At 41.9% G+C, this 20,106-nt stretch carries 15 protein-coding genes; 4 read left to right on the forward strand and 11 right to left on the reverse strand.

Features of this window, described 5'->3' with window-relative positions; all coding sequences use genetic code 11:
- Window positions 1-170: 170 nt before the first annotated feature.
- The 5 genes from D1367_RS02635 to D1367_RS02655 all read right to left on the reverse strand — a co-directional run bounded on the left by D1367_RS02635 (window position 171) and on the right by D1367_RS02655 (window position 11,668).
- Window positions 171-6,191, reverse strand: coding sequence for a hybrid sensor histidine kinase/response regulator (locus D1367_RS02635; protein WP_118162514.1), 6,021 nt, complete (start codon window positions 6,189-6,191; stop codon window positions 171-173).
- Between the two features lie 182 nt (window positions 6,192-6,373).
- Window positions 6,374-9,322 (reverse strand): methyl-accepting chemotaxis protein, encoded by a 2,949-nt coding sequence (locus D1367_RS02640; RefSeq protein ID WP_420845965.1) that lies wholly within the window; start codon window positions 9,320-9,322, stop codon window positions 6,374-6,376.
- Window positions 9,319-9,849 carry a chemotaxis protein CheW gene (locus D1367_RS02645; RefSeq protein WP_118162516.1) on the reverse strand — a complete coding sequence of 177 codons (531 nt, stop codon included), beginning with the start codon at window positions 9,847-9,849 and terminating at the stop codon, window positions 9,319-9,321. The genes D1367_RS02640 and D1367_RS02645 overlap by 4 nt, the downstream gene beginning before the upstream one ends.
- A 13-nt stretch (window positions 9,850-9,862) precedes the next feature.
- Window positions 9,863-10,228, reverse strand: coding sequence for a response regulator transcription factor (locus tag D1367_RS02650; RefSeq protein ID WP_069073698.1), 366 nt, complete (start codon window positions 10,226-10,228; stop codon window positions 9,863-9,865).
- Between the two features lie 261 nt (window positions 10,229-10,489).
- On the reverse strand, window positions 10,490-11,668 hold the full coding sequence (locus D1367_RS02655; protein WP_118162518.1) for a response regulator: 1,179 nt from the start codon (window positions 11,666-11,668) through the stop codon (window positions 10,490-10,492).
- Window positions 11,669-12,047: 379 nt separating this feature from the next.
- Here D1367_RS02655 and hmpF point away from each other — a divergent pair, with 379 nt between their 5' ends.
- Entirely contained in the window at window positions 12,048-13,805 is a 1,758-nt protein-coding gene (gene hmpF / locus D1367_RS02660) for a pilus motility taxis protein HmpF (RefSeq protein ID WP_118162521.1), read from the forward strand.
- Between the two features lie 113 nt (window positions 13,806-13,918).
- Here the strand turns inward: hmpF and D1367_RS02665 are convergent, their stop codons facing one another.
- Genes D1367_RS02665 through D1367_RS02680 form a run of 4 tightly spaced genes read right to left on the reverse strand, consistent with a single transcriptional unit; the run spans window position 13,919 to window position 16,280 of the window.
- The gene (locus D1367_RS02665) at window positions 13,919-14,320 is read right to left on the reverse strand and encodes a helix-turn-helix domain-containing protein (RefSeq protein WP_118162523.1); all 402 of its coding nucleotides are present in this window, start codon (window positions 14,318-14,320) and stop codon (window positions 13,919-13,921) included.
- Window positions 14,304-14,603, reverse strand: coding sequence for a type II toxin-antitoxin system HigB family toxin (locus D1367_RS02670; RefSeq protein ID WP_118162526.1), 300 nt, complete (start codon window positions 14,601-14,603; stop codon window positions 14,304-14,306). Before D1367_RS02670 ends, D1367_RS02665 begins: the two co-directional genes overlap by 17 nt.
- A 30-nt stretch (window positions 14,604-14,633) precedes the next feature.
- Window positions 14,634-15,650, reverse strand: coding sequence for a tRNA lysidine(34) synthetase TilS (tilS, locus tag D1367_RS02675; protein ID WP_118162528.1), 1,017 nt, complete (start codon window positions 15,648-15,650; stop codon window positions 14,634-14,636).
- 12 nt (window positions 15,651-15,662) lie between these two features.
- A complete protein-coding gene (locus D1367_RS02680) occupies window positions 15,663-16,280 on the reverse strand; it encodes a Uma2 family endonuclease (protein WP_118162530.1) in 618 nt (205 codons plus the stop codon).
- Window positions 16,281-16,377: 97 nt separating this feature from the next.
- Here D1367_RS02680 and D1367_RS31995 point away from each other — a divergent pair, with 97 nt between their 5' ends.
- The 3 genes from D1367_RS31995 (at window position 16,378) to D1367_RS02695 (ending at window position 18,172) form a co-directional block, all read left to right on the forward strand.
- Complete coding sequence (locus D1367_RS31995) at window positions 16,378-17,580, forward strand: tetratricopeptide repeat protein (RefSeq protein ID WP_228674661.1); 1,203 nt, start codon at window positions 16,378-16,380, stop codon at window positions 17,578-17,580.
- Window positions 17,502-17,735 carry a tetratricopeptide repeat protein gene (locus D1367_RS32000; protein WP_244944977.1) on the forward strand — a complete coding sequence of 78 codons (234 nt, stop codon included), beginning with the start codon at window positions 17,502-17,504 and terminating at the stop codon, window positions 17,733-17,735. Before D1367_RS31995 ends, D1367_RS32000 begins: the two co-directional genes overlap by 79 nt.
- Window positions 17,736-17,851: 116 nt before the next feature.
- Complete coding sequence (locus D1367_RS02695) at window positions 17,852-18,172, forward strand: hypothetical protein (RefSeq protein ID WP_181985044.1); 321 nt, start codon at window positions 17,852-17,854, stop codon at window positions 18,170-18,172.
- A gap of 161 nt (window positions 18,173-18,333) precedes the next feature.
- Here D1367_RS02695 and D1367_RS02700 read toward each other — a convergent pair whose 3' ends face one another.
- A complete protein-coding gene (locus tag D1367_RS02700) occupies window positions 18,334-18,642 on the reverse strand; it encodes a KGK domain-containing protein (protein ID WP_118162532.1) in 309 nt (102 codons plus the stop codon).
- Window positions 18,643-18,907: 265 nt separating this feature from the next.
- Window positions 18,908-19,969: a c-type cytochrome biogenesis protein CcsB gene (ccsB, locus tag D1367_RS02705; RefSeq protein WP_118162534.1), complete on the reverse strand. Its 1,062-nt coding sequence runs from the start codon at window positions 19,967-19,969 to the stop codon at window positions 18,908-18,910.
- Window positions 19,970-20,106: the final 137 nt, after the last annotated feature.

A 20,106-nucleotide genomic window follows, 5' to 3' on the forward strand; every position in this document is an offset into this window, starting at 1 on the left:
CCTTCCTTGGCGGTTCATTTTTTAAGATTACAGCTATTTACCTGAAAACTGCTGTAAGTGCATCTTCATGGAAAAGATCGAAAATTTTAAGTAAAAAACCTTGGCAGTAAACCTGTCAAGGTTTTTTAAGTACTCAATTTAATTACGTCTCCCTATTTAGGGTTTGCTTACTAAACATTACTCGTACCGCTAACAAGTTTTTCCCCTTTCAACATCCGCGTCGCAGCTTCAAGTAGAGCTTCTTCGAGATAAGGCTTGGTAAAGTAGCCACTAGCACCGAGTTGAGCTGCAATTTGTCTGTGCTTGTCTGCACCGCGAGAGGTGAGCATGGCGATCGGTAAGTGGTTGAGGTTGGAGTCTTTCTGAATGCGAGAGAGTAACTCCAGACCATCGCAACGGGGCATTTCGATGTCGCAAAATACGATATCGCAAGGCAGACCAGAGCGGAGTTTATCCCAAGCTTCCTGCCCATCACGCGCTTGTTCTACACGATAACCTGCCTTATTAAAGGTTAGGGAGAGCAACTCTCGGACTGTAATCGAGTCATCGACAATTAGCACTGTCGGGTCAATCTTCGCAGGAGAAGTGTCTACAGGAATTCCCTTCTGTTGCCAAGAATTGCCACCAATTTGTGTAGAAATCCGTCCTTGGAAGATGTCAATTATTTCTAGTACGTCAGCAATGGGCATAATTCGACCATCACCCAGGACTGTAGCACCAGCTACACCAATGGGTTTAGGTGCTGGGCCTTCAAATTGCTTAATTACAATTTCTTGTTCGCTCAACACTAGGTCAATTTGCAGAGCAATTAAGGTATTTGCCGATCGCACCACGACCACAGAAACCATATCATCATCTCTAGTGCCGCCATAGACATTACCGCGACTGATTTGGCGATTGAAGGTTAAAAGTTCCTTCAGGGGTCGGAATGGCAGCACCGTATCGCGCCAGGAAATAAATGATTCCCCATTGGCATCGTGCTGGATATTTTTGACTGGTATATCCAGGGTATCTTCTACACCGTCCATCGGGAAGGCGATTCTGGCTCGATCAGAGACGCAGCAGAGAGCTTTACAAATACTCAGAGTTAGTGGCAGACGGATGGTGAAGGTGGTTCCCTTACCGATCGCAGAATCGGTGTTCACTGTCCCCCGAATTTCGCTAATTTCGGAGCGTACTACGTCCATACCCACACCACGACCAGAAATTTCATCTGCTTGGTCTTTGATTGTAAAACCAGACTGGAACAGCAGATCGTAGACTTCCAGGCGAGACATGGCTAATGATTGCGCTTCTGTAATCATGCCAATCTTCACCGCCTTAGCTTTAACCCTTGCTGAATCGATACCTGCGCCATCATCTCCTACAGAAATGATCGTTTGGTTGCCTTGGTGGAAGGCACGGATAGTAATGATTCCTACAGGTGGTTTTCCAGCAGCGTGCCTTTCTTCTGGGGTTTCAATACCGTGAGCGATCGCATTATTCAGCATGTGAGTTAATGGATCGGTGAGATGATCCAAAATCATCTTGTCAATTAAGGTATCACCACCTTCAATTACCAATTCCACTTGTTTGCCACACTTGATAGCGTTGTCACGTACTCCTCGCCGCCAGCGATCAATAGTTTGGGCAAAAGGCACCATTCGCGCTCTTGTTAATCCCTCTTGTAGCTGGGTGGTTACTTGGCGGAACTGCCTTGCGACGCGCTCGGTTTCTTCGGTGACAAAATCAATGTCACTTGCCGACTCACGCACTCGCACAATGCGTTCAATCATCTGCTGTGAGAGGGTATGGAAGGGAGTAAAACGATCCATTTCTAACTCGCTAAAACCCCTATCAGCATTGGAATCAGGCGCTTGGAAGCCGGAGTCTTTCTTTTTGCGTCCAGCTAATAGAGAAGCTTCCAGTAGCGATCGCTCATACAACTCCTGCATTCTTGCGCCCACATCCGAGAGTTGTTGTATCTGAATCAGCAAGTTATCTAATGACTGCCGCAACCGTTCATGATCCTGCTCTAAGGTATTGCGATTTACCACCAACTCCCCAACTAAATTACTCATATCGTCCAGTTGCTTAACTGGAACCTTCATCGTTTCTTCAAATCTCGCAGCCCTACGAGTAGAGGGACGGGTAGGTTTGTTGGTGTTAGATTTTACTGATGGTGAATGGGATATTGTTTGATCCGCTTCTGCCAGCAACTTCTCCAAGTCACCAAATTCATCTATAGCTGGTGATGGAATGGCATTTTTCGCTAAGACTGGTTGAGTGTTGAAGGGCTGGTGTTGGCGTAGCCCGTCGTTGGCATCGCTGGCGTTATCTGTACCTAGCAATTCTTCCAGCGCTGCAAAATCTACTTCTGGTATCTCCCTAGCTTTGGGGTTAAGTGGTACTTCCTCTCCTAGCAATGCTTCCAAGTCTGCAAAATCATCTTCTGGAGCAACTACTTCAACGTTTTCTGTTGTTACCAATTCTTCAATTGAGGTAACAATAGCGTTTTCGCCCTCTGACACTGGTACAGGTTCAGATGTCTCTGCTAGATCCCACAAATCGGTTTCTACACCTTCTTGAATAACAGTTTGTGTGAAGTCATTGACATCTTGCAAATCAATTCTTATCGCACTTTCTCTTAATTCTTTCTGGTTTTCTACTTCTGATAGAGCAGTTTCTGTAAACAATAAATCATTTGCAAAACCAAGCTCTGTATCTTCAAAATCTGTGTTTTCTGGGAACTCAAAGGCAGCTTCTAAGTTATTTTGAGGCTCAGTATCTAAAACTTCTGGGCAAGTCTTGGCTAAATCTGAAGTTTCCCCAAAACTGATGTTTTCTATAGCCGATATATCCACAGTATTATCTGTGGTTTCCATCTGAATATAGGTGGATGTCTCTACATCCTCAAACAACAGTTGCGGATTTTCATCTAAACCGAACAAATCATCTGGTTCTGTTTGAACTGATTCTAAATCTGAAGTTTCTCCAAAACTGTGATCTAGAGAATTTTCTATAGTCGATATATCCAGATTATCTGTGGTTTTCATCTGAATATAGGTGGATGTCTCCACATCCTCAAACAGCAGTTGCGGATTTTCATCGAAACCAAGCAAATCATCTGGCTGTGCTTGAAGTGAAACTAAATCTGAAGTTTCCCCAAAACTGTGATCTAGAGAATTTTCTATAGTCGATATATCCAGATTATCTGTGGTTTCCATCTGAATATAAGTAGAATCTGTAGCGACATCCTCAAACAGCAGTTGCGGATTTTCATTGGAACCGAATAAATCATCTGGCTGTGCTTGAAGTGAAACTAAATCTGAAGTTTCCCCAAAATTGATATTTTCAATGTCGATTTGTTCATCCACAGTATTATCTGTGGTTTCCATCTGAATATAAGTGGAATCTATAGCGACATCCTCAAACAGAAGTTGCGGATTTTCATCGAAACCGAACAAATTATCTGGTTCTGCTGGAAGTGATTCTAAATCTGAACTTTCTTCAAAATTGATATTTTCTATAGCCGAGAGTTCATCCACAGTATTATCTGTGGTTTCCATCTGAATATAGGTGGATGTAGCGACATCCTCAAACAACAGCTGCGGATTTTCATCGAAAGGGTTGAATGAATTAAGTTCCAGATCAACAGCAGATATCTCTGGGGGCTGATTAGTAAATTCTGGAACAAAATCTAAAGCTTCTGGTTGTTGCGATCGCTTGATAATTTCTTCCCCTAGATGCTGCGTTTCAAGCGCAAAGGGCTGTATGCGATCGCTGATTGCAGGCGAAATAGTTGAGTTACTCGGTACTAACTCATCAAAGAAATCATCTCCAGAATCTGATGATAATATCAAATCTAGCTGCTCTTGCTGATCGAAATTGATATCAAAATCTTCTTCTATGTCAAAACTGGCTATAGGAGAAGGTATTGGCTGCTGACTGTCGGCAAAAATGTCATTAGTTGCAGCAAACAAACTCTCCTCTAACGCCCTTTCCACATTTTGCTCAATTAAGGAATCGAATTCGTCCTGTTCCTCTGTGGTTTCCTGGTTCCAGAAGTTGCTCAGATCATTTTCTGATTGAGAAAACTCAGGTGCTGTTACTGGAGATGTATCAAATAAATCACCGAGTTCTGGTTCACTTGTAGGCAGTAGTGATTGTTCTTCCATTTCCGCAAATAGGCTGTCTAGAGACAAGCCTGTTTCTTGGGGTAATTCTATGTAGTCACTAGGGGTAATTTCTTCTACCCAATTTGCATTTCTAGTTTCTAAGAATAAGTTATCAAAACTGTTTTGTTGCTTGGTAGATAGTTCCACAGAGGCGTTCGCCTCTGTTTCTGGTTGAGTTACTTCGCCTGTAAGTAATAGTTCGTTATCATCATTTTGCGCCAGTGTCAATAAATCTTCGTCCACATCGTTTTTGTTGACATCAGGAGACAGGTTTGTATCACTAGAAATATCAATAAATTCTTGTAAATACTGGGGAGAAGAGTCTAAATTTATATCGAGTCCGTCAATATTGTTTAACTCTAAAGTCGTAGCAGATGTTTGTTGATTTTGGGGTTCTGAATTATCTTTTTCTAAGAAATTTTCGCCAAATAACAGAGATAAATCTTCTGTCGTGGCTGTGGTTGTTGGGTGCTGTTCGTTATTAGTGTCTTGATCAAAGGAGAGGAAATCGGATAAATCGCTATGAGCATCCTCAGCGTCAGTGCTGCTGAAATCAATCCCAAAATCATCGGTAGCAACAATATCTAAGGTTTCTTCTTGATGCCAGTTTTCATCTAGTTCGGGAGTATCACCGTCAAATAAATCGGCAAGGGTATTTAACTCAGCTACTCCTACCTCTGGCCCATTGGGGTCAATATTGCTACTGATTGGATGTACTTCGTCATGTGTGGTGAAACTAAGACTAGTGTGAGTAGCAGCGTTTAGTGGTGTCCCTTGTTGAACAGATGGGCGATCGCCCTTGACGTTAGCGTAGCTAGACGCTCCAGGACTCGCTCTAAGCGAAGCATCCCGAAGGGTATACGCTGCGCGATCGCTATTATCCTCATTTAGATTAAGTTCTTCAGTTGTCTCGATTAGGTTAGTTATAGCTAACGGCTCAGTATTACCCGAAAGAATTGGCTCTGACACAGTTGATAATTCTGTCAAAGCCGCAGACTGTTCGTCAAACAAATTAGTAGTAACTTGCAATAACTCAATTTCTGCAAAGTTCAAAAGCGCTTCTAGTTGCTGACTAATTGCAATTTCGGCTTCCCTACCTTGCAGGACTAATTCTTGAGCTTGCTTGATTTCGGTAATGACAATTTTAGCTAACGTCAGATAACTATTTTCAGGATTACCGATCGCACTGGCTGCTGCTTGACACAAACCACACCACTTGGACAAGTTCCAAGTCTCGCCAAGTCTGACTAACTCGTAACAGCATTCCTGAAGGTTTTGTCGAGTTGAGGGTGTTGTCGTTTGCTTAAACAGTTGCAACATTTCCCGCAGTCTTTGCAGTACTTGGGCTTGAAATTCGCCCCAATTATTATTTTCTTTAGCGGTGAGAGGCGATAGCGCAGCGTATACCCTTCGGGATGCTTCGCTTAGAGCGAGTCCGCGAGCGTCTCGCACCTCTTGGGGTGCTACTGAGAAGGATATTTCTGGAGATTCCTGATGGGTGTCTTCTGCCAAACTGGGAATATCTGGCCGCAGGAAAATTTCTGTAAGTGTGGAGACATTCTCTACAGAGGTTGTTTGTAGTTCTGTTGTGCTATCTACTCCATTTTTTGCTTGTTCTACAAGTAGTTCTAGATGCTGATACAGCCATTGAAAGACTGGCTCAGTTTCTGACATCAAAGTATTAGCTGCATCTTCAGAAAGACCATAAGGCCCGCTCAAATGCTCTAACAGCGCTTTTAAGGTATCAGATACACCGAGAAATAGAGACTCTAGCTTTTGGTCAATCTGAACTGGATTATCTTTGAGAATTTTAAAACAATCTTCTAAACGGTGAGAGGTATGCTGGATGCTAGTCAATCCAAGCATCGCCGCTCCTCCTTTGATGGAGTGAGCCGCCCGGAAGACTTCACTGATCATTTCCGGGTCGTTCAGAGTACCCTCTAAATTCAGCAAGCCCTGCTCAATGGTATTCAGGTGATCCCTGGCTTCTTCGATAAAGTAACCCAAAATCCGCTGTTGTTGTTCCGGCAGCATAGCAAAAGTTATGAGTTATGAGTTATGAGTTATGAATTATGAGTTATGAGTTATGAGATGTGAGTTGTGATTTTTATTTCTAACTTCTCACTCCTAACTCCTAACTTTTTTCCGAGTTATGAGTTATGAGATGTGAGTTGTGATTTTTATTTCTAACTTCTCACTCTTAACTCCTAACTTTGTTACCTGGTTTCTGTAGTTTCCACTCGGAAACGTTCAACGGAGGCGATCAAGTCACGGGATACACCTACTAAGTGTTGTAGGGCACCTGAAACTCGCTGTGCTTCCTGGGAAGTTTCTTGAGCGGTGAGTTCTACTGATTGCATTACATGAGCGACGGCGCGGGAAGTTTCAGTTTGTTCCACTGTGTCGCTGGTAATCGAACGTACAAGAATATCGATGCGATTCGCTACTTGAATAATGTTTTCGAGCGATCGCTTGGCTTCTTCTGCCAATTTTGTTCCTTTAATTACTTGTTGTGTGCCTTCTTCCATTGCGGTCATTACAGAGCCTGTTTCGCTTTGGATTTGCATCACAATTTGTTCAATTTCCTTCAAGGATTTAGCAGATTTATCTGCTAACTGGCGCACTTCGTCTGCTACGATCGCAAACCCACGTCCAGCTTCTCCTGCTCTTGCCGCCTCAATACTAGCATTGAGTGCCAGTAAGTTTGTTCTGGAAGCAATTTGGGAAATCAACGCCACAATTTTAGAAATTTCTTGAGAAGATTCCGCTAACCGTTTCACTTTGCGAGTGGTTTCGGCAACGGTTTCTCGAATTTCCAAAATCCCTGCTACGGTATTTTCTACTGCTTCGCCACCTTTGAGAGCGATCGTACTAGCATCACGAGCGACGGTTTCGGCTTCCCGCGCCGCCTCTGCTACCCGTTGAATCGAGTCAGTCATTACCTGTACAGAATTTAGCGTCACCGCTAACTCTTCTGCTTGGCGCAAAGCATCACTAGATAAGGCTCTTGCAAAGGTTTCGGAGTTGGTTGCACCTTTTGTTACATCCTTCGCCGCCACTTTTACCTGTTGCACAATATCCCGCAGGTTTTGAATTGTTAGGTTAAAGGCGTCAGCTACCGCTCCCAATACGTCGGCTGTAACTTCAGCTTGGACTGTTAAATCACCTCTAGCAGCACCTTCCACATCATCCAAGAGGCGAATCACCTGGCGTTGCAGGTTTTCTTTGGCTTCCTCTTGTTCATCGGCTTTCCGTTGGGCTTCACTTGTGGTTGTGAAAATTACCCGCGCCATTTCATTAAAGCCAGTGGACAAATGGCCCAATTCATCTTCGGAAAACACTGTGGCTTGAGCATTCAAATTTCCTTGACGTACAGCCTCAAACTGAGCTTGGAGATCATCAGTTGTGCGCCGAATTTGTTTGAGTGCAAGATTTCCCATGACACCTGCGGTAGCAAAACCTGCAATCCCAGCTGCAAGTGACATTGCCCAACCTGTGTTCCGCACTGATTCTCGTTGTTGGGCTGGCGAGAATGTGGTAGCGACAAAGCTAACTGTGGCTACAACCAGCGCCGAGACAATGCCCACACTTCCAGCAATTAACCATTGTTTCCTTTCTATAGAGGCATTTTCTAATGGTGCTAACCATCCTTGTTCGACGCTGACGTTGGGTTCTAGTTTCGAGACATCTGTTTGGCTAAAGACTGGAACTCCTTCATGGGAACCAGTCATTGTGAATAGTTCCTCTTCGCGATCGCTCGCTGCACTACTTGCAGAAGCCTCCACGACTTGAGAACGTCCACTGCCACTGGTTTGTGATCCAGCAGAATGCATTGCGAGATCGCCGAAGTCAGAATCTCCTTCAAGCAGGTCAAACCCTGGAATGTTACCTAAATCATCAAATTCCTCAAAGTCATCTAAAAATTCTATATTGCTCTTAGAATTTTCTCCATTCAGTATATTGTTTGAGTCTTCATAAGAGCTTATTCCCTCTGAGCCAAAGGCAGACTCAAATGCTTCCATATCAAAATTATCATCGTCATCAAAGCTATTTTTTCCGATACTTTCACTTGATTTAAACTGCTTTTCCTTTACAGGAAGATTGCTGCTAAAAGATGAAGCATCATCAGATAAATCTGGAGCAAAAGCTTCTTCGGCTGCAAAATTTTTTGACTTCAACCAATTGGGTGCTTCGGTTTCAGGCAAATCATATTGACTATTGTTATTTTTTGACGAACTATTTTTAAGTTCTTCAACAATAAGTAAAGTTTCATCTCCTAAACTAGAGTCTGTATATTCTAAGTTCCCAAAATTAGGCTCTGGATAATTTGGCTCACTCAACAAATCAGGGAAATTATTCTCGTTATTCCCAGTTTTTGAATTAGAATATGAAGAGTTATTATTGTCAATAGCTGAATTTCCGTAATCAGAATTTATCCCATTATCTGAAAACTGACTATTTACTAATGATTCTTCGTGGCTCTCTTCTGTTAAATCTTCCTGCCAGAAAGCAGGCAACTCTAATTCTGTTTTCTCCTCCCACTTGCTGCTATTAGACTCTTGTTCTTGTAGTTCTTCATTGAAGGCAAAAGGATCGTCACCAAAAGTTATAGAAGAATCTGATATTTTTTCCGTTTCAATAGTATCTTCTGTTGGGATATCAAATGGACTTTTTGAAGATAGTTCTTCAACACCATTCACAGTTTCTGGATGCTCTCCAAAAAAGTTCAAATCAAGGTTATTGCTGTCAAACTCCTCAGTAGCCCCCAAATATTCTAATTCTTGTTCGTTATATGCCAGTGCATCAGACATCTCTGGGGAATTGATTTGCTCATGACTATCTGATGTATCAATCTCCCCACCGAATGACTGTAAATATTGATTGATATTCTCAATTCCATTATTGGCAAAACCAATAATTTCTTGATCGTCAGTCAAGTGTAATACCTGTTGATATTCTTCTTTTGCTACATCGTACTGCTGTAAAACATAGTAGATGTGACCCCGTAATAAATGGGAGTTGGGGTCATTTGGTAAATTTTGCACCACTTGGTCAACTAAAGTGGCGGCAACCTCATAATTCCTTTGAACATAGGCGGTCATCGCCTGTTGATATGTTGGCTCGTAATTATCAATACTTGCTGCCATTTCCTCCTCCAATTTCATCCTGCCCACCTAGCACTCCGTAAAATTGCCATTTGATCGAGCAGTCGCAGACACTGATTGTTTTTAGCACCTAATAACCACTCTCCACGTAAAAAGGGAGCCATAGTATCTGTAACATTAGTTGTTGGCATGAGATTCTGGACATCCAACCAATGCATACCACCAATTTCCTCTACAGCTAAACCCACTATTGTGTCTTGCTCTTCAATGGCAATCACCGGAATTTCAGCTCTATCCGTGTTTAATGCACTTGCTTCCCCAAGAAATTGACCCAAATCAGCTACCCAAATAACTCGACCTCGTAAATTTAGAGTACCCAAAAGTAAAGGAGAAGCATTAGGAATCGGGGTGATTCTATCAGGACTTAGTTCAATTACCTCCCGAATGCCAGTTGCTTGTAGTGCAAACTCCTGATGCGAGGGAATGTAAAATCTCAAATGTAACTCACCTTCAGGACTTTCTACTTGTAATTCTGGTCGGAAATGGTCTTGACCACTGCCACTTAAAAAGTCCGGTTTGCTGACCATATTGCTTTTGTCCTTATCCTCGCAGCAGTTGTTTGACTGTTCCCACCAACTCGGTTGGTTGAAACGGTTTGGCTATGTAAGCGTCTGCACCCTGCTTCATGCCCCAATAACGATCAAATTCTTCGCCTTTGGAAGAACACATCACCACAGGGACATTTTGGGTTTTTGGATCGGATTTTAAGCGCCGACAAACTTCGTAGCCGTTCATTCGGGGCATGACAATATCCAATACCACTAAATCGGGAGGTGCTATTTGAATTGCCTCCAATGCTTCTAATCCGTCACTGGCATGGGTTACTGTTAGTCCAGTTGCTTTCAGGAGGTCTGTAATCATCTCCCGTTGCGCGATACTGTCTTCCACTATCAGAACTGTACTCATAAATGTCTATTTACCTCCTGATGTAAACGTTCCTATTTGGAACATTCTTTGATTCCCCCGCAAATATTAACTGTATAAATTAATTGTATGTTCTCACTATTTTCCTGGATATCGACGTTTCACTAAGTTAGCTGACTCTGTGATAACATCTTTTAACTCATCTTTTAGTAGATCAACAAATCTTTGATCTCTTTATATACTCCATAGATGAGGGAGATGGGGGAGATGAGGGAGAAATGATCAATGCCCAATGCCCTATTTTCATTGGTTGTTGATATATTTCTCTACGAGCATAAGTAACTCAGTGTCTGTAAATGGTTTTGTTAAATAATCTGTTGCCCCGACCATACTAGCTTTGACTCGATCAATAAATCCATCTTTACCAGTAAGCATGATAATTGGTGTGAGCCGAAATGCTGTTGAATGTCGCAGCATGGCGCAAACCTCGTACCCCTCCAATTCCGACATGGCAATGTCGCATAAAATCAAATCTGGTTTGAGTTGAAAAACCAGACTCAGTGCCTCTAAAGGATTGGTAAGAGCGATAGCTTCATAACCTTGTGCTTGTAAGATCGAATTTATAGTCTCACCGATGGCGATCGCATCGTCAATACATACTATCCGCCCCCTGTGTTTTCCCTTCAATTCCTCGTTATCAGTGGGTACATCTGTTTTAGTTGTATCTGAATATACTAGCTGTAGCCAACTCTGTTGCACATAAGGATATATGGCCTTGGCGACTGTCAAAATGTCTCGGTTGAGATAGCGAGCCAGTTGACGCAAGGATGTTTTACCATCAGCCCAATGCTGTAATTTCTCTACAGTTGCTTCTGGTAGTGAGGATTGTAGCTGAACTTTGTCAGATAGCACTGGCAATTGTTCTGGAGACTGAATATGTGGATACAGTTGCTTCCACTCTTGCACCTGCTTCGTAATTTTTGTAATAAGTGGAGCAATCTCGAAAGTGTTTAATTGCGGGGCAAGTGCCGCACCCTGATGGAAAATGAAGTTCCCTTGGTGTAAACTCAGCAGGTCAAAGAGAGTTTCATGTACCAAGCCGTGAATGATACTACCAGCTATCTTGGGGTTGATAATATTCCGCTCCAAGAGTGCCCACAGATAGGCATACTCTGGCGCGTCGGTTGGTGGTAAGGAGGCAATTTGTTTGTCGCTAAGTCGCATCTCGACTCGATAATGACGTAAATAATCGCTAATTCTGGATAAATTACTCTCACCTTCTTGGCAATAGATAATTTGACCATTGCGGAAAAAGACGAACCAAGACTGGTGTTTGAGACGATCAATGCTTGCTCCCTCTCCACCCAGTTTGTTGTTATGGTGAGAGCTAGTAGCTCTTACCCATAGTTGCCCAGTTCGTTGTCCCAACTCAATCAATTGCAGGATACTGCAAATATCAATTTCATTTAAATTTCCCTGCATTTAGCTAAAAAGCGCTCCTTAAGTATTGCTAAATTGTGAATTACGACTTCTTCTTTAAGTATTAATTATGGGGTACTGAAAATATTTATACCCTGTTTTTTATTGTCATTAGGAAATACATTAAGCCATAAACCTTAATATTTCGTAATATATTTCGATAAAGCTAGTGTTAACACGGAAGTCATCATCACTGTCATCAGTACAAAATATAAAGGCGCGATCAACTCGCTTTTATAAATATCAAGACGTAATATCTTCACGTCTATAGTTTTGTCTGTCTTGTTCTCCTAAGCTTGGGTTCAGCGAGACAAGTTAACAGAATTATTTAAGGTATATCCCAAAACATAAACTTTAAGTGCATCAATAAAGGACTAACGGTGTGCTGTATTTAGCAGAAGTACAAAAACAGAAAGGTGGTTTACTCAGTGGCGGTGGCAAAACTGAACTGAAGCTATTGGCTTGTCAGCGAACTGACCAGAATTGGAGTACTGTGTCAGAAGAAGTGATTGGCGCCGAGGACGCAAGCAAATTAAATGATGGTGCTTTGGTACTGGTTGAACTGAATCCAAATCGTCAAGTACAACGGATTCAAGAAGCAGGGCGGCCACTAGTCAACATTTTGCAGAATTTTTCCCGCCAATTGGAGAAATTTAAGCTCAAGGAAGATGAAATTGATCAGTGGAAGCAATCGCTAACGTTTCAGGCGCAAGAGTTGAATCGCCGGGAAATGGACATGGAAGTGCGCTCAGAACAGTTGCAAAATATGGAGGATGAGTTGCAACAACTGGAGCAGCAAAAACAGGAAGTTGACACATCCCGCCAGGAAATTGAACGGTTACAAACAGAAGTTGAGCGCAACCGCCTAGAATTGGAAGGCGCTTGGGAGCATTTGCGGGGTGAGCAGCGCCGCTTGGAGGAACGTCTTGCAGATTTCCAACAGGGGACGGTTTTAGATGAGGAGCAAAGTCGGGTAATGAGTGAGTTACTCGATCGCTTGTCTAGTCGTGTTGCTCCCACGGAAGCAGTCAGAGAACACCTGCATCTGGCCTTTGAATTGGTCGAAAAGCAGCAAGCGACTCTTACCCCGCACTGGCAAAAACTGGAGGAGCAAAAAATTGCGATCGCACAACAGCAAGAAGAAGTGGAGCGTTTGTCACAAACCTTTAGCGATCGCCAAAATGCATTGCAACAAGCACAAAATTCTCTAGTCCAGCACACAGCCCAATTGCAAATAAATACAGCAGACCTTAGCAGCAAGCAAGAGTATGTTCGGATAATCAAAGAGCAGCTACGAAACGCCGAAGAGTTATATCAACAGATTCACTCTTTGTCCGCGTCTGGTGGTGTAATTATCGGCCAGCAAGCTGATGTGGAAGCTTTAGATAAAATGCCTTTAGAAGAACTGCAAAAGATAGTGCAAGATTTGCAGTATAAGTTAGAAATAGATGCTAGCTTTGTTCATGATCAAGAACAAGAATTGAAATATAAACAAGAAGCTATAGAAGAACTGCAAACTAAATTAAATCACGCATCTGACCAAGACCATATCAATTTGCAACTGGAACTAACAGATGAAAAAGACCTCTATCAGATGCTAAACTCCAGTTTGGTGGGGCAACGCCGCAATATGTTGCAGCATCAAAAGTTTCTCAAGCAACACCAAGCTGTATTGCTACGGCGACAAGGACATACTGTTGTTGAAGAAGAAGAGGGTAATAAAGTTAATTTAGAACCGATTCTGTTACAAATTGAAACCCAGCGACAACAATATTCACAGGAAGTCCAAAAGCTAGAACGTGAAATTGATCAGATTCGTTCTGGTATTGAGCTAAATCAGGGAATGATTGACAATCAAACTCACGATTTAGACGAAAAGCGCCAAGAACTGAAAGCGATCGAGGAAAACTTGCTATCTCTACGAAGAACAACTGCCCAATGTTGTGGTCGAGTGAATCTCTATCAAGAAGCACTACAACCAATTCAGGATTGTCTAGATGGATTACGGCAAAAGCTGCAAGGAATTAGAGAATCTTTGGATCAATTCCAGGAAACTGGTGATTATCAAGTCCAAGCGATCGCTCAGTTGCGTCATACTCTCCAAAGTTTAATGTCTCAGCCACAATTATTAGCCTCTTAACAAGTTCTGGGGCTTTTATGAAATCAAATATTATATAGTATTTCTCTGCTATTTAGTTAGGCTTTAGCCCTAACTTATTTTTTTGGGCTTTAGCCAAACTACGAACTTCGTTATTATTCCATAAATAAACTAGATTCTACATTAAAAAAATCTCCCAGCTTACGCGCTTGTTCTGTATTTATCTTCTCTTGTCCATTTAAAATATTATCAAGCAAATCTTCTGTCCCTAAAAGCGCTACTAAATCATCTCTACTTATCTCAGATTCCTTTAAAATAAATAACAACATAGATAAAGGATTATTCTGCTGGGTTAGCTGATAATATTCTTGTTCAAACTTTTCAATTAAAGTAATTAATAACTGATAAAGTTCGTCTTCTTCTGGGGTGCGTTCCCGATGCATTAAATCTTCCACTATTCCTAAAGCTTGCTCATTTTCAACTTCACTTTTTATCAGCTTGGGAAGATAAGCTGTTAATAATTCCTTGTATTTCTCTGGATTAAAAGTAAGGGTCATTTTTCCAGTTCTCCTTATCATATTCAGCATGAGTGAGGATATATTTAATATAAATTAACTGTCCTTCATAATCTATACTAACAATCAAGCGATATTTATTTCCTTTAATATTGAATACTGTAAAGTTACCAACAGCTTCAGCTTTAATAAAAATTTGCTGTACTTCAACTAAATTTGACCATTTCGCTTTAGTAGCAACTTTATACCAATTGCTTAATGCTTCCTGACAATCTGCATGGTTTTCTGCATATTCTCTTAAGATTCTAAAACTAATAATGTGCATCGTCACTGATAACAAAAAGACTTGAAATAATTATTTCAAACAAATCCAGTCGCCTTCTACTTGAGCGATCGCACCACCAGGAAATGGATCGGTTTGCGATCGGTTGGGCGCTATAATTAAAGCCGTTAATTTCTCGATGTGTTCAAAACTGGGGGCATCAGCCAGTATTTGCTGCAATACCTGACGCATCACCCGACGTTGCAACGCCAATGGTGCTTTCTGCAATACCCGACGATTTAAGCGTAAGGGGAGTGGGGAGTGGGGAGTGGGGAGTAGGGGAGAAAGAGGTAATTTTTCATCACACATGCCCAATGCCTCATCCCGTAACTGCTGGGCAGCTTTTTCTAAATATTCCACTTCTGCTTGGAGAAGTTCTGCTGTTTGGGCTAAGGCTGATTCTACTTGAGGGTTGAAATTTATCCGCAAATATGGTAATAACTCTTGGCGAATGCGGTTGCGGGCGTATTGCAAATCTTGATTGGTGGAATCTTCCCAAATTGGCAATTTAAATTCTTGACAAAATTGCTCTGTTTGTGAGCGAGTAATTTCTAACAGTGGACGCACTAGCATAATGCCTGTAGTTAGAGGGCGTTGCCAAGTTAGGGCTTGTAAGCCATCAGCACCAGTACCGCGAATTAAATTGTAGAGGAGAGTTTCGGCGCGATCGCTGGCGGTGTGTCCTGTAACAATATACTGATAATTATTTGCTTTGGCGATCGCACTTAAAGCTTGATAGCGCCAATCGCGTGCAGCAGCCTCACTATTTATAGATTCCTTCGCTGTTTCTAAATAAAAGGATACACCCCAACTTTTAGCTAAGTTTTCGACGTGGTTAGCATTAGCTTCGGAGTCAGAACGCCAACGATGATCGCAGTGAGCAATACCTAAATTCCATCCCCATTTGGATTGTAAATCTAAAAGTAATTTTATTAAACACAGAGAATCCTGTCCGCCGGAGACAGCGATTAATAAACGCTGGTTGCGTTCAAATAAGTGACGCGATCGCATGGTGCGATGGATTTTTGCATGTAGAGGAGTCCATACCATTTTTAGAACTTCTCATAGTTTTTGGATTTGACTTGCAGCAATAACTTGTTTAACAGTTAACGCTAGTTCGGGGAAAGTAGTAGAGAGAATGCGGTCATTGCCGGTAAACTTTTGGACTTGGTAGTGGCCCTCAACCAATTGGTAAACAAAAACCGTGGGGAGTTTGGGATTACCGAGATAAGCACGAGAAGCGATCGCTAGATAATCCACAATCCAATATTCAATGATACCAAGTCGCTGATACTCATCTAATTTGTCAACATAATCATCATCCCAGTTTGTTGAGGTAACTTCTACAGCAAGTTGAATCGGCTCAATCAGCGCCCCATAAGCTAAAACATTACTGTTCCACTGTGATGCACTAACTACGCTTACATCTGGATTTCTGCCTTGTTCTTGCCCAGCATCAGTAAACGTCCTGATGATGATATCTTTGTCAGCAATATATTCAAGTCCCAAGCGTCTAATTTCATCATTGAAAGCAAGCATTAAAAACCTTGCGACATTCTTATGCGCTCTAGTTGCCTCCACTGGTATAATCACTCCATCGATCAGTTCGTAAATGCCACCATCAGGGTATTGCTCTAGAAACTCTTCAAAAGTTAGTTTTTTAACTGGAGTCTGAACCATATTGTTCACCTGCTAAAAAAGGACTTAAAGTAATTGATAATGATGCTCCTACATTGCTAATACCGTTTCAAATCTTAACTTCGAACCTCTGGGTGCTTTGGCTGGGGCAGATTTAATTAAAAAGTATAATCGTCTGGATTCGTTTAATGGCAGTTGGCAATTTCAGCCAGATTTGCCGGAACGTGCCAAACAAGCAGCAGATGGAAATCCTCGGCTGTTGGAATGGTTAGATCAGATTTTGCAAAATTCCCCGAAGTCGCCAGAAGCCGAGAGGGGAGTTGAGATGATTCTGCAAAAGATGGCAGATAAGGAAAAGGAATTTCGTGAGGATATTTTGGCACAGGAATTGCTGAAGCAGCAAACTCCAGCTTTGCGTCTTATGCTGGGGAAGTTGTTGGTGTATGAGTTACCTGTTCCTCTAGCTGCTATTTCCCCGATTTGTGAGGATATCTCAAGTTGGGAAAGTCATATTCAACGCGCTGAAATTTTGGGTTTGTTGGAAGTTACCCTCACCAACAACACAGAGAGGTTGTATCGTGTTCCCCGGATTTTGTCACCGTTGCTAGAGTTTCCAGAAAACCCCAAGGGTGAAGAGTTGTATAAACAAGCTGCACAAATTTTGTATCGCCTGTGGTGGGAAGAGGTGGAAAGTTCTACGGAGGTACAAGACTTAGAAATTCATCGCTTGGCTTTGCTGGGGAAGGATGAAGAAATTGCAGGGAAAATAGGTAGTTCATTGGCGAACCGCTTGTGGAATCAAAGTCGATTTCGAGAAGCAATACATCTGTGCAAATCAACTTTAGAAATTACTAAAAACCATAGTGTTCTCAGAGAAATTGCTTATTGTGAACACCAAATAGGTGAGGTTGATCAAGCATTAAACTATTACGAACAAGCTTTAAATCTTTGTCCCGCAGAAGACGAACGAGAATTAGCATTAATTTATAATCATTTTGGGATGCTGAAAGATGACAAAGGGGAAATGGATGAAGCGATCGCACTCTACAATCAGTGCTTGGAAATAACTGAACGTATTGGTAATGTCCAAGGTAAAGCCGTAACTTTGCACCAACTGGGAATGATCTACGCCAACAAAGGGGAAGTGGATGAAGCGATCGCACTCTACAATCAGTCTTTGGAAATAAATGAACGCATTGGTAATGTCCTAACCAAAGCGATGACGTTGAACAATCTGGGATATATCTACGCCAACAAGAGGAAGTGGATCAAGCGATCGCACTTTTCAATCAGTCTTTGGAAATATTTGAAAGCATTGGTGATGTCCAAGGCAAAGCAATGACTCTGTGGTGGTTAGGATATTTGGCAGAACAGCAGGGTGAATACACTAAAGCGATATCCTATTTGCAACCAGCTTTAGAGATTTTGCAGCGATTGAAGTCACCGGATGCTGAAAGTGTGAGTGCAAGTCTTGATAGGGTAATGGGTAATTCGTAATTCGTAATTCGTAATTACAGGACGGAAAGATTTTTTGTCTCACGCAAAGGCGCAAAGAAGAACGCGAGAGTGTTTTCTAAATAAATCAAAATTGCTGTAATGAGTCTTTAATACTCGTGGACGAGTCTTTTATACTCGCGCGAGAGTCTTTGATACTCGTGAATGAGTCTTTGATACTCGCGGACGAGTCTTTTATACTCGTGGACGAGTCTTTTATACTCGCGCGAGAGTCTTTGATACTCGCGGACGAGTCTTTGATACTCGTGAATGAGTTTTGGATACTCGTGAATGAGTCTTTGATACTCATGGACGAGTCTTTGATACTCGTGAATGAGTCTTTGAACTCCGTTAATGAACCTCAGAGCTTCGTTGATGAACCTCGGAGCTTCATTTGTGAACCTCGCAATGTTGTTCGGTTAAGGCAAAAGACGCGATAAATCGCCGTCTCTACAATAATCATTCCTTTGTAGAGACGGCGATTTATCGCGTCTTCGTGATTATGGGATTTATTTCATTAATAGATTTTGATAGCAATTCAGGTGAGAGAATCAGATCCCCGACTTCTTAAAGAAGTCGGGGATCTTTTGCTCATTGGATATTAATTTTCTACTTGTTTGAGTCTTTGAAAAATTTCATCAAGTGGTGATTCCGAATCTTCAGGACAAAATTCTAAAGCAAGTCTAACTTTTCCTTTTTTCCACCCCTGAGTACTGAATTGCAAAACCTCACAATTTAATCCTTGGGTATACAAATTTACTTCATCTGCCTCGTCTGCTCCAATATATTCTTTAATTGCTGTAATCAAATCACGGACTTTAAAAGTTTTAGCAATATTTAACTTATTAAAAGTGTCTGGTTCTATAGACACAACTTCATCATGGTTTAGTCTCTCGAATCCATCTTCCATAAAAATCTCCTGTCAATAAATCTATATTTTCCAGAGATATAACAGTTCATCCGAAATAAAATGATAATTTGGTCATTGAGCATTAGTCGTTAATTATTATCGTAATAATTTTTGTATTGCACAAAGGGGCGAAGAAAAACTCTTCACCCCTCTGCATTTCAACTTAAATACTTAACTCACCATAGTTTTACGTGGGATTTTACTAAGTGCTGAGTTATGAGTAAAAGTAAAATACTCAACACTCAGTACTGTCTTAGTGAGGTTTTTAGAAAAACCAACCGTAAGAATGTAAACCTTTACCCAAAAGATTCACACCCAGATAGCAAACCCAAACCACAAGCAAGCCGGTGGAGGCTAAAATTGCGGGACTGCGCCCTTGCCAACCACGAGTAATTCTGGCGTGAAGGTAGGCGGCGAACACTAACCAGGTAATTAATGCCCAAGTTTCTTTGGGATCCCAACTCCAGTAGGAACCCCAAGCTTCGTTAGCCCAAACGCCACCGGCAATAATGCCAATTGTCAGCAGGGGAAATCCTAGTCCGATGATGCGATAGCTGATGTTGTCGAGGGTTTCGGCAAGGCTAAGGCGCTGGGGTGAAAGGGGTTCGGCAGATGCTACAGCTTGAGATTCAGGGGTAGTTATTAAATTCAAAACAGCAGTGTTACCGTTACCGTTGCCGTTGCTACTACTTTCAAAACGGGCAAAGCCGTTATTTTCGACAGCAGGGGCTGGTGATTGAGAAATTAGTTCAGATGCTTTGTTTAAGCGGTAGCCGTTGCTGCGATAGCCACCAGTACCAACAGAACTGCCTTGTAGTTGAATATTTTGACCGCGAGTCACAACTAAAAAAGCGATCGCTAATAACGAACCCACCATCAAAGCAGAATAACTCAACATCATAACGCTGACATGCATCATCAGCCAATTTGACTTCAAGGCAGGTACTAAGGGTTCTGACGCTTGCATCTGGGATGGTAGTGTCATAGTAGCAAAAGCAGTAATAGCCATTGCCACCGGAGCTGTTGCAACTCCTACTAAGCGGCTACGGCTACTATTTTCAGCAATTAGATGGACTGCGGTAATTCCCCAAGTTAAGAAAAACAGGGATTCATAGAGATTACTTAAGGGAAAGTAACCAGCTTCGATCCATCGTGCCCCTAATAGAGTAGCTATGCACAAATTAGCGATCGCCATCCCAGCTGTCCCCAAAGCGGCTAGATAAGGCAGATTCGGAAAAGCCGCTCCTCCCCAATACACCAGCATTGTTAGAAATAAAATGGCAAAGGAGGCATTGTCCAGCCAGTTCTGGAGTACAACCAAATTCATAAAGTCTTCTCTCCGTGGATGATTTAAAATATCGATTCTGACTGTTCTGATCCTATATGGTTAGAGGGGAATCGGGAATGGGGCAATTAAATTTTGGATTTTAGATTAAAATTTAATCCAAAATCCAAAATCTAAAA

The sequence above is a fragment of the Nostoc sphaeroides genome (assembly GCF_003443655.1).
GTDB classification, from domain to species: domain Bacteria; phylum Cyanobacteriota; class Cyanobacteriia; order Cyanobacteriales; family Nostocaceae; genus Nostoc; species Nostoc sphaeroides.

Bases quoted from the DNA above. Each gene is read 5' to 3' on its own strand.
- D1367_RS02650 (WP_069073698.1), bottom strand. From the start codon at position 10,228: ATGAGTACAGTTCTGATAGTGGAAGACAGTATCGCGCAACGGGAGATG.
- tilS (WP_118162528.1), bottom strand. From the start codon at position 15,650: ATGGTATGGACTCCTCTACATGCAAAAATCCATCGCACCATGCGATCG.
- D1367_RS02655 (WP_118162518.1), bottom strand. From the start codon at position 11,668: ATGCAGGGAAATTTAAATGAAATTGATATTTGCAGTATCCTGCAATTG.
- D1367_RS02665 (WP_118162523.1), bottom strand. From the start codon at position 14,320: ATGACCCTTACTTTTAATCCAGAGAAATACAAGGAATTATTAACAGCT.
- D1367_RS02680 (WP_118162530.1), bottom strand. From the start codon at position 16,280: ATGGTTCAGACTCCAGTTAAAAAACTAACTTTTGAAGAGTTTCTAGAG.
- D1367_RS02700 (WP_118162532.1), bottom strand. From the start codon at position 18,642: ATGGAAGATGGATTCGAGAGACTAAACCATGATGAAGTTGTGTCTATA.
- D1367_RS02635 (WP_118162514.1), bottom strand. From the start codon at position 6,191: ATGCTGCCGGAACAACAACAGCGGATTTTGGGTTACTTTATCGAAGAA.
- D1367_RS02670 (WP_118162526.1), bottom strand. From the start codon at position 14,603: ATGCACATTATTAGTTTTAGAATCTTAAGAGAATATGCAGAAAACCAT.
- ccsB (WP_118162534.1), bottom strand. From the start codon at position 19,969: ATGAATTTGGTTGTACTCCAGAACTGGCTGGACAATGCCTCCTTTGCC.
- D1367_RS02645 (WP_118162516.1), bottom strand. From the start codon at position 9,849: ATGGTCAGCAAACCGGACTTTTTAAGTGGCAGTGGTCAAGACCATTTC.
- D1367_RS02640 (WP_420845965.1), bottom strand. From the start codon at position 9,322: ATGAAATTGGAGGAGGAAATGGCAGCAAGTATTGATAATTACGAGCCA.